The organism is Bacillus sp. FSL W8-0116 (genome assembly GCF_038003825.1).
GTDB classification, from domain to species: Bacteria; Bacillota; Bacilli; order Bacillales; family DSM-4216; genus Bacillus_O; species Bacillus_O smithii.
In genome coordinates, this window is record NZ_JBBOPY010000001.1 from 17434 (window position 1) to 33848 (window position 16415).

The 16415-nt window shown below is 41.0% G+C and carries 13 protein-coding genes, 1 pseudogene and 1 riboswitch; all 14 genes and pseudogenes read left to right on the forward strand.

Annotation, left to right across the window (positions count from 1 at the left end):
• Positions 1–440 precede the first annotated feature (440 nt).
• The 14 genes and pseudogenes from yfmF (at position 441) to N1I86_RS00125 (ending at position 16351) form a co-directional block, all read left to right on the forward strand.
• The gene (gene yfmF / locus N1I86_RS00060; protein ID WP_003352421.1) at positions 441–1721 is read left to right on the forward strand and encodes an EF-P 5-aminopentanol modification-associated protein YfmF; all 1281 of its coding nucleotides are present in this window, start codon (positions 441–443) and stop codon (positions 1719–1721) included.
• Positions 1721–3007 carry an EF-P 5-aminopentanol modification-associated protein YfmH gene (gene yfmH, locus N1I86_RS00065; protein WP_003352420.1) on the forward strand — a complete coding sequence of 429 codons (1287 nt, stop codon included), beginning with the start codon at positions 1721–1723 and terminating at the stop codon, positions 3005–3007. The genes yfmF and yfmH overlap by 1 nt, the downstream gene beginning before the upstream one ends.
• A gap of 251 nt (positions 3008–3258) precedes the next feature.
• Positions 3259–3984: an elongation factor P 5-aminopentanone reductase gene (ymfI, locus tag N1I86_RS00070; protein WP_003352419.1), complete on the forward strand. Its 726-nt coding sequence runs from the start codon at positions 3259–3261 to the stop codon at positions 3982–3984.
• 113 nt (positions 3985–4097) lie between these two features.
• Positions 4098–4355, forward strand: a complete 258-nt coding sequence (locus tag N1I86_RS00075; RefSeq protein ID WP_003352418.1) for a DUF3243 domain-containing protein — start codon at positions 4098–4100, stop codon at positions 4353–4355.
• Positions 4356–4457: 102 nt separating this feature from the next.
• Positions 4458–5249 (forward strand): DUF3388 domain-containing protein, encoded by a 792-nt coding sequence (locus N1I86_RS00080; RefSeq protein WP_003352417.1) that lies wholly within the window; start codon positions 4458–4460, stop codon positions 5247–5249.
• A gap of 18 nt (positions 5250–5267) precedes the next feature.
• Positions 5268–6167 carry a helix-turn-helix domain-containing protein gene (locus N1I86_RS00085; RefSeq protein WP_341094301.1) on the forward strand — a complete coding sequence of 300 codons (900 nt, stop codon included), beginning with the start codon at positions 5268–5270 and terminating at the stop codon, positions 6165–6167.
• Positions 6168–6221: 54 nt separating this feature from the next.
• Complete coding sequence (gene pgsA, locus N1I86_RS00090) at positions 6222–6800, forward strand: CDP-diacylglycerol--glycerol-3-phosphate 3-phosphatidyltransferase (RefSeq protein WP_003352414.1); 579 nt, start codon at positions 6222–6224, stop codon at positions 6798–6800.
• Between the two features lie 128 nt (positions 6801–6928).
• A pseudogene (locus N1I86_RS00095) lies at positions 6929–8164 on the forward strand (competence/damage-inducible protein A).
• Between the two features lie 84 nt (positions 8165–8248).
• Positions 8249–8364, forward strand: a riboswitch (SAM riboswitch).
• Between the two features lie 130 nt (positions 8365–8494).
• Positions 8495–9802: an O-acetylhomoserine aminocarboxypropyltransferase/cysteine synthase family protein gene (locus N1I86_RS00100; protein ID WP_048623414.1), complete on the forward strand. Its 1308-nt coding sequence runs from the start codon at positions 8495–8497 to the stop codon at positions 9800–9802.
• A gap of 422 nt (positions 9803–10224) precedes the next feature.
• Positions 10225–11280: a recombinase RecA gene (recA, locus tag N1I86_RS00105; protein WP_003352410.1), complete on the forward strand. Its 1056-nt coding sequence runs from the start codon at positions 10225–10227 to the stop codon at positions 11278–11280.
• 928 nt (positions 11281–12208) lie between these two features.
• A complete protein-coding gene (gene rny, locus N1I86_RS00110; RefSeq protein ID WP_003352409.1) occupies positions 12209–13768 on the forward strand; it encodes a ribonuclease Y in 1560 nt (519 codons plus the stop codon).
• 177 nt (positions 13769–13945) lie between these two features.
• Positions 13946–14746 carry a TIGR00282 family metallophosphoesterase gene (locus N1I86_RS00115; protein ID WP_003352408.1) on the forward strand — a complete coding sequence of 267 codons (801 nt, stop codon included), beginning with the start codon at positions 13946–13948 and terminating at the stop codon, positions 14744–14746.
• Between the two features lie 182 nt (positions 14747–14928).
• On the forward strand, positions 14929–15189 hold the full coding sequence (gene spoVS, locus N1I86_RS00120; protein ID WP_003352407.1) for a stage V sporulation protein SpoVS: 261 nt from the start codon (positions 14929–14931) through the stop codon (positions 15187–15189).
• 241 nt (positions 15190–15430) lie between these two features.
• Positions 15431–16351 (forward strand): dipeptidase, encoded by a 921-nt coding sequence (locus tag N1I86_RS00125; RefSeq protein WP_003352406.1) that lies wholly within the window; start codon positions 15431–15433, stop codon positions 16349–16351.
• Positions 16352–16415: the final 64 nt, after the last annotated feature.

Sequence of the window (16415 nt, forward strand, 5' to 3'; positions counted from 1 at the left end):
ATATTTAAAAAAGCGTGACCATTACAACTGAAATGCGATTTTTCCACCAAACACCTCAAAGCTGCATTTTGAACTAGCATCTGAATATTTTCCGCTGTTGGATGGATCGTTGAAGCTTATTCCGTAATAGTGAATCATTCTCTAAGAAAATGTAAATGAAGGGACTTTTGGAAAAAGGACGGTATAATAGTTATCATAAAAATATTATGTAAACTAAATAAGAGGAAAAACTTGCTAATCACCGTTAATAACATGTATAGTTGAATTGGCTTTTCATAAAATAAAGCGAGACGAATGGGTTTTTACCGCATGGTGGGTTTAGCAGAAAAGGCTGACAATCTTTAAGGGCAAATGTCGCTGCCATCCTGAATGATGTTTTAGAACGATGAAAAACAAAATGCCTTTGATGAAGATGGAGTATAAAAAAGGAGGAAATAGAGATGACAGTGGTGGATGAAATAGTCAAAAAGAAAAAGGGCTATACCCTTCATTTTGTCAAAACCGATCAATACAAAACGAATACAATTGTGTGGAAGATGAAAGCACCTCTTGAAAATGAGACGGTTACTTTAAGAGCCCTTCTCCCTAACGTGCTGCAAAACAGCTCCAAGAAATATCCGACAACCACATCCCTCCAATCTTATTTGGAAGAGCTGTATGGGGCTAATTTTTTTGTGGATGTTGGCAAAAAAGGCGAATACCACATTATGAGTTTTTCCATTGAACTCGCCAATGAAAAATTTTTAAAAGAGAAGACGCCATTATTACGTACAGGACTTGATTTTTTAGCTTCTATTTTATTTGCACCCAATGCAGAAAACGGCCGATTTCATGAATCATCCGTGACGAGTGAAAAACGGATTTTAAAACAGCGATTGCAATCGTTGTTTGACGACAAAATGCGTTATGCGAGCCAACGTCTCATAGAGGAAATGTGTGAAAATGAACCATATGCGTTGCATCCATATGGGCGCTTGGACGATGTCGATTCCATTTCTTCAGAAAGTCTGTATCAATATTATGAGAGAGCGCTCCGAGAGGACGAACTGGATTTATATGTCGTTGGTGATGTAGATTTCGAGGAAGTGGAAGATGTTTGCGACCAATTGTTCTTACTGTCGGATCGGCAACCAAAATTAGTGGAAAAACGCTCGATTCCTTCGCGATCGGAAGTAAAAGTAGTGAAAGAGCAGCAATATGTAAAGCAAGGAAAATTAAATATTGGATACCGAACTCATGTGTCATTCGGCGATCCCGATTATTTTGCGCTGCAAGTATTTAATGGAATATTCGGGGGATTTTCTCATTCAAAACTGTTTTTAAACGTTCGGGAAAAAGAAAGCTTAGCTTATTATGCTTCCAGTCGTCTTGAAAGCCATAAAGGGTTAATGATGGTCATGTCCGGCATTGAAAGTAAAAATTATGAAAAAGCGGTTGCCATCATTCGCGAACAGCTTGAAGCGATGAAAAACGGAGACTTTTCCGACAAGGAAATCGAACAAACGAAAGCGGTCATTCATAATCAATTGTTGGAAACCATTGATACTCAGCGAGGTTTAATTGAAATGCTTTATCATAATGTGCTGGCGAAGAAAAATGTCACAGTGGAAGACTGGCTGCAAGGAATTGTGGAAGCATCTGATTCAGAAATTGTCAAAGTGGCCGAAAAAATTGAAATGGATACCATTTACTTTTTATCTGGACAGGAGGGGCTTAATTGATGGAAAAAATTCAATTTGATCAGCTCCAAGAAGAATTGTACTATGAAAAAATGAGCAATGGACTTGACGTTTATATTCTCCCGAAAAAAGGATTTCACAAAACTTATGCGACTTTTACAACGAAATACGGTTCTGTGGATAATGAATTTGTTCCGCTCGGTAAGGATCAATTCACCCATGTTCCGGATGGAATCGCCCATTTTCTTGAACATAAATTGTTTGAAAAGGAAGATGGCGATGTCTTTCAGCAGTTTAGCAAACAAGGAGCGTCTGCCAACGCTTTTACCACTTTCACAAGAACCACTTATCTTTTTTCCAGCACCTCCAACGTGCAGCAAAATTTGGAAACGTTGATTAATTTTGTTCAAGATCCTTATTTTACCGAAAAAACGGTAGAAAAAGAAAAAGGGATCATCGGTCAAGAAATTACCATGTATGAGGACAACCCCGATTGGCGTGTTTATTTCGGCTTAATTGAAAATATGTATCATCATCATCCGGTTCGCATCGATATTGCGGGTACGATTCAATCCATTGATAAAATCACAAAAGATTTATTGTACGAATGCTACTACACTTTTTATCATCCGAGTAACATGCTGCTCTTCGTTGTGGGGCCGGTCAATCCGGAAGAAATCATGAATCAAGTAAGGGAAAATCAATCGAAAAAGAACTATCAAAACCAGCCGGAAATCAGGCGTCACTTTGAAAAAGAACCGGAAGATGTAAAAGAAAAGCTCAGGGTTCTACCTATGGATGTAAAAACGCCGAAGTGCTATGTGGGCATAAAAGGCGCAAAGACCGATATTAAAGGAATTGAAATGCTGCGGTATGAATTATCCATCAATGTATTGTTGGAGATGCTGTTCGGAAAAAGCTCTCAAAATTATTTTGACTTGTACGAAAAAGGTTTGATTGACGATTCATTCTTTTTCGATTTCACACAGGAAGAGGGATTTGGCTTTGCGATGATTGGAAGTGATACAATGAATCCGGATGAATTTGCTAAACGCATCCAATCCGTTTTACTGGACGCGAAAACAGGCGCTTATTTAACGGAAGATGCGCTTGAAAGGACGAAAAAGAAAAAAATTGGTGCGTTTTTAAGATCACTGAATTCTCCGGAGTTTATTGCCAATCAGTTTACGCGGTACGCTTTTCATGAAATGAATCTTTTTGATGTAGTGCCAACTCTTGAACAACTGACATTTGATGACATAAAAAAAGTAGCAGCCGAATTGATTGCTCCTAATCGATTAACCACTTTTCAAGTTACACCCAAATAACGTACGATTTTATATCAGGAGTAGACAAAAAGCGCCTAACGTATCTAATTTGTGTTGAATGAATCACAACTTTTCATCCGTACGGAAAATTATTGCGGATGAAAAGTTGATTTTGTTTTTCATCCATGAGTCCATGTGTTTTGCTCTTACTACTAAGAGATGAAATTTCTCAAATTGGCTGAACGGCTAACATAGAAAATGTAAACTTATAAAGGAATTGTAGTTAAAAAATAAGGGAGTAAGTTTATAATATGAAAAAGTTTGCTTTAATTACCGGGGCGAGCGGGGGAATTGGTCAAGCAGCTGCTCGAGTATTGGCCCAAAACGGATGGAATTTGTACCTTCATTATCATCAAAACCGTGAATCCATCCAAAACTTGATGAATGATCTCAAACCATATGGTTTAGAAATCATTCCTATTCAAGCAGATTTAAGAACGGATGACGGAATCACCACTTTGGTCGAAAGCCTTTTTTCCGTTGATGCCCTCGTTTATGCGAGCGGGAATTCCTATTATGGGCTGCTTCAAGACATGTCAACTGTCGAAGTCGATGAACTTCTTGCTGTGCATGTACGAAGTCCGCTGTTGCTCATTCGATCGATATTGCCCAAAATGTCTGCGAAACGGAAAGGCCAAATTGTACTTGTCAGTTCCATTTGGGGACAGACGGGGGCCGCATACGAAGTCGCCTACTCAGCTGTAAAAGGTGCACAAATCGCTTTTGTAAAGGCGCTAAGCAAAGAAGTGGCTGCGAGTGGAATCCGCGTTAATGCAGTGGCGCCAGGAGCAGTCGCAACCAAAATGGTGACCGAACAGCTGTCGGAAGAGGAATTGTCGATTTTAAAAGAGGAAATCCCAATGAGGAGGCTTTCCGCCCCGGAGGAAGTGGCTGAAGCCATCGCGTTTTTGTTATCTGATCAATCTTCTTACATAACCGGTCAAATATTGGCGGTGAACGGTGGCTGGTACACATAATTCAAAACGAATGTCTTTTACGAACATAGATGAATAAACCCGGTTTAAGAATGTATATTTTTGTGCAGACGTTACAAACTATACTTGTATCTCACTAAAGGGAGGTTCAATGAATGTCTGTACTTGATAGCTGGGAACAATGGAAGGATTTTCTAGGAGACCGTTTGAATCAAGCGAAAGATCAAGGAATGAATCAACAAGCAATCAGTGATATTGCTTATCAAATCGGCAACTATCTTGCAAACCAAGTAGATCCGAAAAATGAGCAGCAACGGGTGTTGGCCGATCTTTGGTCTGTCGCTTCCCCGGAAGAACAACATGCCATTGCTAATGTCATGGTAAAACTTGTGCAAAATAACGGGACTCATTAGAGAGGGAAATCCCTCTCTTTTTTTTCTTTAAAAAATGGCGAAAATCATTTATCATAATAGCTAGATGTTTATTAACACCCGGATTGTCACTTGGAGGGTTTTATGGAAAAACAAGAGTGGTATTTAGAATACGAAATACAAAAGAACCGTCCTGGGCTCTTAGGCGATATTTCTTCATTGCTCGGCATGCTCTCAATTAATATTGTGACAATCAACGGGGTTGATCAAGGAAAACGGGGCATGCTTCTATTGGCTAAAACGGAAGAACAAATTGTCCGCCTTGAATCCATTTTGCGAACAATGGACACGATTAAAATTGTAAAACTTCGAAAGCCTAAAGTAAGAGATCGTTTGGCTGTTCGTCATGGAAGATATATCACCCATGACGCTGATGACAAAAAGACTTTTCGATTTGTGCGAGATGAATTAGGAATACTGGTTGATTTTATGGCGGAATTATTTAAACAAGAAGGTCATAAACTGGTTGGAATTCGCGGGATGCCGCGTGTAGGTAAAACAGAATCCATTGTAGCGGCAAGCGTCTGCGCCAATAAAAGATGGCTTTTTGTTTCTTCAACGCTGATTAAGCAGACTGTTCGCAGTCAATTGTTTCGGGAAGAATACAGCGACCAAAATATTTTTATTATTGATGGAGCCGTTTCGGTAAGGAAAGCAAATGAAAAACATTGGCAGCTCATTAGAGAAATTATGCGGATCCCGGCCGTAAAAGTAATTGAGCATCCTGATATTTTTGTCCAAAACAGCGAATATTCCATTGATGATTTTGACTATATCATCGAATTGCGCAATAATCCAAATGAAGAAATTACATACGACTCGATGTATAAAAATCAACTTTTTCAGGATTCTGAGTTCGAAGGATTTGACTTTTAAAATTGGAAGGTGTTTACGGTGACAGAACTAGGAAACCGCTTGAAAGAAGCAAGGGAAGCGAAGGGGCTTACCCTTGATGACGTTCAGGAAATGACCAAGATTCAAAAAAGATATTTGGCCGGCATTGAAGAAGGAAAATATGATCTGATGCCGGGAAAATTTTATGTTCGAGCCTTTATTAAGCAGTACGCGGAGGCTGTAGGGCTTGATGCTGAAAAAATTTTCAATGAATATAAAAATGAAATTCCAGACTCTCATGAAGATGAAATTCCTCAGCGAGTGACGCGGATCGAACCGTCTTCGCGAAGGACTGTTTCCGGCGGGTCTTCGGGAAAGTTTTTCGATTATTTGCCGAAGATTATTGTAGCTGTGTTTATTATCGGAGCGATTTTTCTTGTATGGGCATTGATTCCAAAAGGCGGCGGAAATGAAAAAAGCGGAAATGATCATACGGTCAAAGTGGAGCAATCCAAAAATGTAGAGCCTGTTAAGGAAAATTCCATCAGCAAGAAAAAAGAAGTGAAGAAAGAAGCGAAGAAAGAAGAAAAAACGTCTAAAACGAACAAAAAAGAAGCGAACAAAAAGGATCAATCCGAGTTGAAAGCTGTTCAGTCTAGCGGTCGACAAACGGTTTACCAATTGACGAATGCGAAAGATTTCAAAATATCGATTGCTTCAACGGGTGAAAGCTGGATTCAAGTGACCGATGAAAGCGGAAAATCGTATTTTTCTAATTTGCTTCGAAAAGGACAAACGCAAACGTTTGACTTGAAAGGCCACAGTCAAGCGAAAATTGTGGTCGGTTTTGCACCTGCTACAGTGATTAAAGTGAATGGTCAAACCGTTCAATATAAAATCCCTGCAAATCAGGTCGTTCGCCAGGACATCATCATTCAAAATCGTACGTTGGCACAATAACTGAATGAAATGGTTTAGGATACTGTTTTCGATGGAATAGTGGAGGTACGTCTTGTGAATTTACCAAATAAAATTACTGTATCGCGTATATGTTTAATTCCAATCTTCGTTATTTTGCTTGTTGTTCCATTCAATTGGGGAAACATCACCATTTTAGGGACAACTATGCCTGTGACCCACTTCGTGGGGGCCCTTGTATTTATCCTTGCCTCGACCACCGATTGGATTGACGGACATTTTGCACGAAAGTACAACTTGGTCACTAATCTGGGAAAATTTCTTGATCCGCTTGCGGACAAATTGTTAGTTTCGGCTGCGTTTATTATACTGGTAGAATTGGGATATGCTCCTTCTTGGATCGTCATTTTGATCATCAGCCGCGAGTTTGCGGTGACAGGGCTTCGCCTTGTACTTGCTGGGGAAGGAGAAGTAGTTGCGGCCAATATGCTTGGAAAAATTAAAACATGGACGCAAATCATTGCGATTTCTGCGTTGCTTCTTCATAATATTTTGTTTGAAAATTTCTCGATTCCGTTTGCGGATTTTGCCCTTTGGGTAGCGCTCTTTTTCACGTTATGGTCAGGCTGGGATTATTTCGCCAAAAATGCACATGCATTTAAAAACTCCAAGTAAAATGAAATGAAACAACTAGAAAGGCTGGCTCATCCAAGAACTCGAAAAAGACGGTTATGCACTTTCGTTCTTGTTGAAGAGCGGCCTTTTTCTGTTTGGATCTCTATATGATTGAGGAGGACTATTTTATGAATGCTGAAATTATTTCGGTTGGTTCCGAACTTCTACTCGGCCAAATCGTCAATACGAATGCACAATTTCTTTCTCGTCATTTGGCTTAAATGGGCGTCAACGTATTTTATCAAACCGTTGTCGGGGATAACAGCGATCGGCTTCTTTCAACGATTCAAAAAGCAGAAGAAAGAGCAGATCTCATCATTTTTACAGGTGGTCTTGGCCCGACACGTGATGATTTAACAAAAGAAACCATTGCCGCGCATCTAGGCAAGAAACTCGTTTTGAACGACGAAGCGTTTAAAGGAATTCGTCAATATTTCCTTAAAATAGGCCGTGAGATGACGGAAAATAACAAAAAACAAGCTCTTGTTCTAGAGGATTGTCTTGTTTTGCCAAATGAAAACGGCATGGCTCCCGGTATGTTTGTGAAATCAGAAAATAAATTTTATATGCTTTTGCCTGGACCGCCAAAAGAAATGCAGCTGATGTTCGAAAAATATGGAAGGCCGGCTATATTAAATGTTTTGGATCGCCAAGAAAGCATTGTTTCACGCGTATTGCGTTTCTTTGGCATCGGAGAATCGCAGTTGGAGACAGAGATTGAAGATATGATTATGAACCAAACAAACCCGACCATTGCGCCTTTAGCCGGCGACGGAGAAGTGACCATTCGACTTACGGCGAAGCACCGTTCAAAAGAGACAGCTAATGAGATGATTGACAAAGTAGAAAAAGAGATTTTAAACCGTGTTGGCGAATACTTTTATGGTTATGGACAAACTACGATTGCAGCTGAATTAGTACAGAAGCTGAAACAACAAAATAAGACGATTGCCTGCGCTGAAAGTTTGACCGGAGGACTGTTTCAAAGCATGATCACCGCTGTTGCGGGAGCAAGCGCCGTTTTAAAAGGCGGGATTGTTTGTTATACAAACGAAGCGAAAGAGCATCTGGTCGATGTTTCAAAAAAGACGCTTGATACGTTCGGAGCGGTCAGTGAGCAGTGTGCGAAAGAGTTAGCTGAAAATGTACGGAAAAAGCTTAACGCTGATATTGGAATCAGCTTTACGGGAGTAGCAGGACCCGATTCTTTAGAAGAAAATCCTCCTGGAACTGTTTGGATCGGCATTTCTGAAAAAGGGAAAGAATCAAAGGCCGTATTGCTGAAGCTTGCAGGGGATCGGAATCAAATTCGTAACCGTACAGCTAAATACGGTTGTCATTTTTTGCTGAGAACTTGTCAGTAATTTGCTGAAAATGATTGACTTTTCTTTTTTATTGCGCTATTCTTTAAACAAGAGCCACACAATTCCATATAGTATAAGAATTGACTCTTATCAAGAGCGGCGGAGGGAATAGGCCCGAAGAAGCCCGGCAACCTTCAAGAAATCAATGCTTGAAAAGGTGCTAATTCCTACAGATCAGGAAATGATCTGGAAGATAAGAAGGGAAATGATGAACTCAAGCCCTCTTCTTATTGGAAGAGGGCTTTTACTGTTCCTCATCCATCAGGATGGGATCTATTCTCAGATAAGTCGCTGAAATTTCAATCTTCGAATTTTTCGGGAGGTTTTATTATGGCAAACGAGCAATGGGAAAAAGACACAAAATTATTGCATGCAGGGCAAATACCTGATCCTGCGACGGGTGCCCGTGCAGTACCGATCTATGAAACTACTTCTTATGTGTTTCCGGATACGGAACACGCGAGCGCTGTATTTGGACTAAAAAAAGAAGGGAATATTTATACCCGGATTACCAATCCAACTGTTGATGTATTTGAAAAAAGAGTGGCGGCGCTTGAAGGAGGTACTGCCGCAGTAGCATTTTCTTCAGGCATGGCAGCTATCGCGCTCTCCGTTTTAAATGTTGCGAGTGCAGGAGATGAAATTGTCGCAGCGTCTGAATTGTACGGCGGTACTTATAATTTGTTTTCTGCTACTTTTCCTAAATATGGGATTCATGTAAAATTTGTCGATGCTCAAGATCCTGAAAATTTTCGAAAAGCGATCACTCCACGAACAAAAGCTCTTTTCGGAGAAATCATCGGAAATCCAAGTCTAAATGTGTTGGATGTTGAAAAAGTTGCGGCCATTGCCCATGAAAATGGGATTCCGTTGATTGTAGACAATACGTTTGCGTCACCATATGGTTCCAATCCAATCAAATGGGGAGCCGATGTTGTCGTTCACTCGGCAACAAAATGGATTGGCGGTCATGGAACAGTTATTGGCGGAGTTGCTGTAGACGGCGGCCACTTTGATTGGAATAATGAAAAATTCCCTGATTTTATCGAACCGGACCCAACTTATCACGGTTTGCGTTATGCCGATTTAGGAGGAACTGCGTTTGCAACAAAACTCCGCGCACAGCTATTGCGTGATTTTGGGGCATCTTTAAGCCCGCATAGTGCGTTTTTGCTATTGCAAGGATTAGAAACGCTGCATCTTCGTTTGCCAAGACATCACGATAACACGAAAGTCATTGTTGACTATTTGCTGAAGCATCCAGCAGTGGAATGGGTGTCTCATCCTAGCTTAAGCGATCATCCTTCCCATGAATTGGCCAAAAAATACTTAAATAATTTCTTCGGCTCTATTGTGGTATTTGGCATTAAAGGCGGTCGAGAAAGCGGGAAAAAGCTCATTGATCACATTCAACTTTGGTCGCATCTCGCCAATGTGGGCGATGCCAAATCGTTAATTATCCATCCGGCCTCCACTACACATCAACAGCTATCAGCTGATGAGTTGAAATTAGCAGGTGTCAGTGAAGAAATGATTCGTCTTTCTGTTGGACTGGAATCTCCGAAAGATTTAATTGCCGATCTCAATCAAGCTATCGAAAAAGCGACCGGCATTTCGGCTGAAAAGCTGGAAATATAAACAATTTGAAAAGGGGGCGTATTGCTCTCTTTTTCTTCTTTTGTTTGCTTTTCATTCTGCTTTGTTTTAAAATATTCAGTAGAAAATGATTCAGACAATTTCTCTTCGTATGACCATCCACCATTAATCCCTCTCTTGGACATTTCCCCCCTCTTTTTTTACTTTCAATCCAATTTATGAACAAGAACGTGTGAATTTTAGCAATAGCTGGAAAAATCAGGATCAGCTGAACATGGTATTTTGAAAAATAATAATGACGAATAAATGTTCGATTTTTGCTTGTAAATCGTTTCAGAAACATTTATATTATTAGTAGGCTTTAACAAAAAAACAGCTCTGGAAGATACTGTTGAATAAAATCCAAAATCAATGAGGAAAACCATATGCTTTTAATAGATTGATATTTGAGGAGGAAATAGCGAGTGAATGATCGTCAAGCGGCGTTAGAAATGGCGTTAAAGCAAATAGAAAAACAATTTGGTAAAGGATCCATTATGAAATTGGGCGAACAAACGGACCGAAAAGTATCTACTGTTCCAAGCGGTTCTCTTGCTTTGGATGCGGCGCTGGGGGTAGGTGGATATCCGCGAGGTCGGATCATCGAAATTTATGGGCCTGAAAGTTCAGGGAAAACGACGGTAGCTTTGCATGCAATTGCTGAAGTGCAAGCACAAGGTGGCCAAGCGGCTTTTATCGACGCTGAGCACGCGCTGGATCCCGTTTATGCGCAGAAACTGGGTGTCGATATTGATGAACTTTTGCTTTCACAGCCGGATACCGGTGAACAAGCGCTGGAAATCGCTGAAGCATTGGTTCGTAGTGGAGCCGTTGATATTATCGTGATCGACTCAGTGGCAGCTCTTGTTCCGAAAGCGGAGATTGAAGGAGAAATGGGTGATTCCCACGTCGGTTTGCAAGCGAGATTGATGTCCCAGGCGCTTCGCAAACTGTCCGGAGCCATTAACAAGTCCAAAACGATTGCCATTTTTATCAATCAAATCCGCGAAAAAGTAGGCGTTATGTTTGGAAATCCTGAAACGACGCCAGGCGGACGGGCGCTGAAATTCTATTCATCGATTCGTTTGGAAGTCCGCCGTGCAGAGACGCTGAAACAAGGAAATGAAATGGTCGGCAATAAAACGAGAATTAAAGTAGTGAAGAATAAAGTGGCGCCGCCTTTCCGCACCGCAGATGTGGATATTATGTACGGTGAAGGAATATCGAAAGAAGGGGAAATTATCGACCTCGGCTCCGAGCTCGACATTATCCAAAAAAGCGGTTCGTGGTATTCCTACAATGAAGAAAGACTAGGGCAAGGACGTGAAAATGCCAAACAGTTTTTAAAAGAAAATCCAGAGATCCGCGATGAAATCATGTATAAAATTCGGGAACATTACGGTTTGGATACCCCTCCTGCTGAGCCGGAAAACCACGAGGAGGAACAAGAAAATTTCAGCTTGCTCGATGATGAGGCATAAAAAGCAAAGCGTTCGCTTTGCTTTTTTCAATAGGAGAGAATAATCCTTCTTCCATCTGGTTATGGTGGTACTGACTCTGTATTTGAAAAGAGCAGGGACTATTGCAGAAAGACAAAAAAGTGGAAACTTTCAGGTGGAGCTGTTCTGATGGAGCTGGTTTTGCTCAGTTGTCGCAACTGTCTGGCACCCATCTTTAGTGAATCCGTTCAATGAGGAAAAAACATTGCGGGAGTTTTGAAAGTCTAACCTGTGGGTGGGACCACATTATCATGCTGACAGGCACAGTCGATGTGGCTATTTGGACAAACTTCTAAGATAAGTTTTGTTCGGAATCGATTCTGTTATAAGGACACCACTCTTGATTTCTTGGCCTTTAATCTAATTGGATTCTCATTTTTAGCAGCGGAGTTGGCGACATGACCTATTTTAGCTGATCCATTTTTAAAACGGGTAGTTTGAAATTTACAAGTTTTGGACGGGTATTTTTTTATGGGTGATTGGAAGGTATTTGGCCGTGACGCTAGGTTGGCTTGGGTTGCCATACCGCAAGACAGCGAGCGATTCACGAAATGGTTTTATTCTTGGGTATTTTATTAGAGGATTGTTTGGCAAACGAGCTCGCTTAATGTATGTTGCGGATTACATCCGTTCCTTGTCACTTTGGACGGTTTTGCTCGGTCGGATGCGATTTAATACAAAGTTTCTTGAATTTTCATCCTAAGGGCCGTTCCTTTCTCGTTTATAACCAACGCTGTATTTGACAAATGCTTGACAATGATTTTTTCCAGCCTTAAAATTAATATGTATATTTTACATTTTTTCACACTAAAATTGGCAAGCCTAGCGCGCTGTATATTGATAGGGAAACAATGTACAAGCCGACATGTTAAAAGCATGATACAAGTTCATAGCAAGAGGAGGTGAAACAATGACATCCATTATAATCATCTCCATTTTGCTTGGCCTAATCGTCGGTGTAGTTGTTGGCTATTTTGTTCGAAAATCCATTGCTGAGCATAAAATCGCAGGGGCAAAGAGTATTGCGGATCAAATCATTGAAGACGCAAAGCGCGAGGCGGAATCGGTGAAAAAAGAATCCCTGCTGGAAGCAAAGGATGAAATTCATAAGCTTCGTACAGAAGCGGAACGAGAAATTCGTGAACGAAGAAACGAATTGCAGAAACAAGAAAATCGTTTATTGCAAAAAGAAGAGAACCTTGACCGCAAAGATGAACTCTTGGATAATCGGGAGTCGATGCTGGAAAAGAAGGAAGATTCTCTAGCTGAAAGACAACAACATATTGAAGAGATGGAAAGCAAAGTGGACGAGATGGTGCGAACGCAGAAAGCCGAACTGGAACGTATCTCGGGTCTCACTCGCGAAGAAGCCCGTTCCATTATTTTGGAACGCGTTGAAAATGAATTGTCCCACGAGACAGCTCTTATGATAAAAGAGCATGAAATTCGCGTGAAAGAAGAGGCTGACAAAAAGGCGAAAGAAATTCTGTCGCTGGCCATTCAACGGTGTGCCGCTGAGCATGTGGCTGAAACAACCGTTTCTGTTGTCAACCTTCCAAACGATGAAATGAAAGGACGCATTATTGGACGGGAAGGACGTAATATTCGGACACTTGAAACACTAACGGGGATAGACCTCATCATTGATGATACACCGGAAGCGGTAATCTTGTCTGGTTTTGACCCCATTCGCCGTGAAACTGCGCGAATCGCTCTTGAAAAGCTGGTGCAGGATGGAAGAATCCATCCGGCAAGAATCGAAGAGATGGTGGAAAAATCAAGACGAGAAGTGGACGAATATATTCGCGAAGTTGGTGAACAAACGACTTTTGAAGTGGGGGTTCACGGACTTCACCCTGATTTAATTAAAATTTTGGGACGTTTAAAATTCCGGACGAGCTACGGTCAAAACGTTCTGAATCATTCCAAAGAGGTGGCCTATCTTGCCGGCCTGTTGGCAGCGGAATTGGGTGAAGATGAATCTTTAGCCCGCCGCGCAGGACTTCTTCATGATATCGGAAAAGCGGTGGACCATGAGGTAGAAGGAAGCCACGTTGAGATTGGAGTAGAACTTGCAACCAAGTACAAAGAACATCCAGTAGTGATCAACAGCATTGCTTCCCACCACGGAGATACGGAACCGACATCTGTAATTTCCGTATTAGTGGCGGCGGCTGATGCGTTATCTGCGGCCAGACCGGGAGCTCGAAGCGAGACGCTTGAAAACTATATCCGCCGTCTCGAAAAATTAGAAGAGATTTCCGAATCTCACGAAGGCGTGGAAAAATCATATGCCATTCAAGCGGGACGCGAAATACGAATCATGGTGAAACCAGAACAAGTCGATGACTTAGAAGCGCATCGGCTGGCAAGAGACATTCGCAAACAGATTGAGGAAGAGTTAGATTATCCTGGTCACATTAAAATCACAGTCATTCGTGAAACAAGGGCTGTAGAATATGCGAAGTAAAAGCGGTGTGAGATTTCACACCGCTTTATTTAGAGTGACAGCCCTTACAAAAAATGCTTAATTCAATGCATTTACTTGAATAAAATCAATACCATCGATTTTAAGTTATACCATTATCCTAAGAACTGCTATATCTTTCTTCATTGAGCAAAATTACAAAATAGAAAGGAAATACATATGAAGCTACTTTTTATCGGCGACGTCGTCGGATCACCAGGAAGAGATATGGTTTCAGAATATCTACCGAAATTAAAAGATAAATACCGTCCTGATGTCATCATTATCAACGGAGAAAACGCAGCAGGCGGCAGGGGGATTACCGAAAAAATATACAGAGGTTTTTTAAACCTCGGGGCCCATGCGATCACCCTTGGAAACCATACTTGGGATAACAAAGAGATTTTTCAATTTATCGATGATGCTAAACAATTGGTCCGTCCCGCCAACTTTCCGAACGGAACACCAGGAAAAGGAATGATATTTGTAAAAGCCAATGGTTTTGAAGTGGCTGTCATCAGTCTTCAAGGCCGAACGTTTATGCCTGCTTTGGATGACCCGTTTCAGGCAGCGAATTCCCTTATTAAGAAAGCTAGAGAACGGACTCCGATCGTCTTTGTTGATTTTCATGCAGAAGCGACGAGTGAAAAGCAAGCGATGGGCTGGTATCTCGATGGGAAAGTTTCAGCAGTCATTGGGACTCATACTCATATTCAAACAGCAGACAACCGTATTTTGCCAAATGGAACCGCTTATTTAACGGATGTTGGCATGACAGGCCCTTACGATGCGATATTAGGAATGGATCGAGATGCTGTTGTCAAAAAATTTCTCACTGGCCTTCCTGTTCGTTTTGACGTCCCTAAGAACGGTCGCAAACTTTTAAGCGCTTGTATCATTGACATTCATGATAAAACAGGGATGGCGAAAAAAATTGACCGTATTCTCGTGAATGAGGACTCTCCTTTTTTATCCGAATAAGGCTTATGTTCATTCTATGAGCGGCTAGACTATGCAAATCGCTAGGTTCGTTCCCCCTTTTTTGCGACCAAGCCGGAATATTCAGTGAAATTTCAGAATATAGTAGCAGTGGAATCATTTATACCAAACATGTTCACTCGAATGGACATTCGGTATTGGGAAATGACAAGGGGGAACAAGAAATGGAAATATTAAAAGTTTCAGCAAAATCTAATCCGAATTCTGTAGCTGGAGCACTTGCCGGTGTTCTTCGTGAGAGGGGTGCGGCAGAAATACAAGCAATTGGGGCCGGTGCTCTGAATCAAGCGGTGAAAGCGGTTGCCATTGCGCGCGGGTTTGTCGCCCCAAGCGGTGTTGATCTAATTTGCATCCCTGCGTTTACGGATATTCAAATTGAGGGAGAAGAAAGAACGGCGATAAAGTTAATAGTCGAACCACGGTAATCTTACAAGCTGTTTTTCGAAGAAATCGAAAAACAGCTATTTCTTTTTTAAAGGCAAACCCAGTAAGCGGCTCCGAAAGTTTCTAAAAGATTCATTGGAAACGGAATGTTACAAAAATAAAAATCTTTTTGACATATTATCCCGATCATTTTACAATGAAATAAATCATCCTCATCTACATAGTTCCGTTCGTTGAAGGGGTATTTTATGTTTGCGACATTACGAAAAGGTGGTTTTCAAAATGATTTTTGATGCTCATTGTGATGTATTGTATCAACTTCAGAATGACGGAACAAAAGATTTTCAAAATGGGGACGATCTGCATATAACCTATCAACAGCTTGTAGATACGGGCGCCAAAATTCAATGTTTTGCGATTTTTTTGTCTCCCCGGGTGAAGTCGCATAATCGTTTTGATACAGCACTCGAAATGGTGGATTTATTTTATGAAAAAATTCTGAAGCCTAATCCTCATATAAAGCTGGTACGGTCTAAACATGATATTGACAATTTGAAAGATAACGAGATGGGAGCTGTTTTAACGCTGGAAGGATGCGAATCAATTGAAGAAAATTTGGTGAAGTTGCGCGCGCTTTATCGATTAGGATTACGGTCTGTTGGTCTAACATGGAATTATGCGAATGCGGCAGCCGATGGCGCTTTGGAAAAGCGCGGGGGAGGTTTAACATATTTTGGTCAGTCGATGATCAAAGAATTAAATAAACTAAAAATATGGACAGATGTTTCCCATCTTTCTGAAAAAGCATTTTGGGATACGATCGAGTTGGCTGAGTATCCAATCGCGTCTCATTCCAATTGTTACCGGATTTGCAAGCATCCTCGAAATTTAAAAGATGATCAAATCAAAGCTTTAATCCAAAAAAACGGAGTGATTGGCATCACATTTGTCCCGGAATTTGTAAAGGAAAACGGTCAAGCTCAAATTTCCGATGTCATTCGCCACATTGATCATATCTGTTCATTAGGTGGGGAACATCATTTAGGGTTTGGCTCGGATTTTGACGGAACAGAAAAAACGATTCCTCGTTTGTCTCGGTACAAAGACTACGAAATTCTTATAGAGTCTCTGTTAAAATACTATTCTGCACGACAAGTGAAAAATTTTTTGTTTGACAATTTTGTCAGCCGTTTTCCCCAGTGACGAGTGTTGATGAAAGAAGAGAGTAGTTCAGGAAAAGGAGGGTTTCTTTTAATTTTTTTCTATT